Origin of the sequence: Cylindrospermopsis sp. CR12 (assembly GCF_001432185.1) — a bacterium.
GTDB lineage: Bacteria > Cyanobacteriota > Cyanobacteriia > Cyanobacteriales > Nostocaceae > Raphidiopsis > Raphidiopsis raciborskii.
Window position 1 is genome coordinate 1 of the sequence record NZ_LMVE01000070.1, and the last position, 1,191, is coordinate 1,191.

Annotated in this window: 2 protein-coding genes; one reads left to right on the forward strand and one right to left on the reverse strand. The window is 39.8% G+C overall.

Features of this window, described 5'->3' with window-relative positions; genetic code table 11:
• Positions 1-286: 286 nt before the first annotated feature.
• Positions 287-523, reverse strand: coding sequence for a hypothetical protein (locus ASL19_RS08850; protein ID WP_057178050.1), 237 nt, complete (start codon positions 521-523; stop codon positions 287-289).
• Positions 524-593: 70 nt separating this feature from the next.
• Between ASL19_RS08850 and ASL19_RS17515 the strand changes: the two genes are divergently transcribed.
• Positions 594-899 carry a hypothetical protein gene (locus tag ASL19_RS17515; RefSeq protein ID WP_152980415.1) on the forward strand — a complete coding sequence of 102 codons (306 nt, stop codon included), beginning with the start codon at positions 594-596 and terminating at the stop codon, positions 897-899.
• The last annotated feature ends 292 nt before the right edge of the window (positions 900-1,191 follow it).

Genomic DNA, 1,191 nt, shown 5'->3' on the forward strand with positions numbered 1-1,191 from the left:
TATAAATACATTTACTTTATTAAAAACTTATAGATTTACTATTTTCCCATGAAAAGACATAACTAACTGCCTGTATCGCAATATAATTACATACAAAAAACTTCTTCATTTATTTACTTTTATAAAAAATAGTAGGCATTCAAATATAAGTCTCATTACTTGTTACCAAATATAGATTCAACAATATTCCTCTTGGAATATGCTCAACTGCCATCGCGCCTACCATTGAGAATAAACTAAAGTGCGATCGCATAGAATTAGAGAATGCGATTGCCATATAATAGAGTTATAGCTTTGCTATATTACGTTCAATAACGTCTTGAATAGGAGTAGGAACATTAGAGAGAAAATCATATTTAGTGAGTTTCTCAAGTTGGTCAACAGTTGTCAAAAACTTTTTCCAGTCATTGTCTAGTTCCTCTTGGTTAGGAATATTAACAGCGATCACCTGGGTGTTAGGAGTAACATCTGAAATCCGTGACGGTCGATTGAGAAGATTGGGCAATCTCACCTGACTAAACATAAAAGTTCAGTTACTCATGCTCTTCGGTGCGATCGCCTGATATATGACGTTTCCAAATCTATGTTAAATAGTGACGGAAAACGTTTTCCGTCAGGGAATAAGTCCATTATTAAAAGGGTTTCGGGATATTTGGAGAGCGATTGCGAAGCACTCCCTTTGGGAGATCGCGAAGCACTCCCGACTGGCGATTGCGAAGCACTCCCTACGGGAGATCGCTCTTCTCTTAGTAATTACCCCCCGTGTTCCTTCTCAAGGGAAAATTTTGAAGGTGTTGAAGTGCGATTGCGAAGCACTTCCTGTGGGCGATCGCATTGCATCCCCTACAAGTGATCGCATTCAGTGTTCCCCCCGGTTCCTTCTCAAGGGAAAATTCTGAATGTATTGAGAGGCGATTGCGAAGCACTCGCACTCGCGAGATCGCTCTTAGAGATTATCCCCCGATTCCTTCTCAAGGGAAAAACCTGAATGTATTGAGGGGCGATTGCGCAGCACTCCCTTTGGGAGATCGCGAAGCACTTCCTGTGGGAGACAGCACATTCTCAGCTTTATATTGAGAATAACCCAGTCTTAAATTTTTATGAGTCGAAAACCAAGAAAATTAGAAGCAGGATACTGCTATCACATTACAATCAGATGTAACAATCGAGAATTTAGACTAACTAAATTAG

What these genes read in the sequence shown, in the direction of transcription:
- ASL19_RS08850 (WP_057178050.1), bottom strand. Translation starts at nt 523, where the DNA reads ATGTTTAGTCAGGTGAGATTGCCCAATCTTCTCAATCGACCGTCACGG.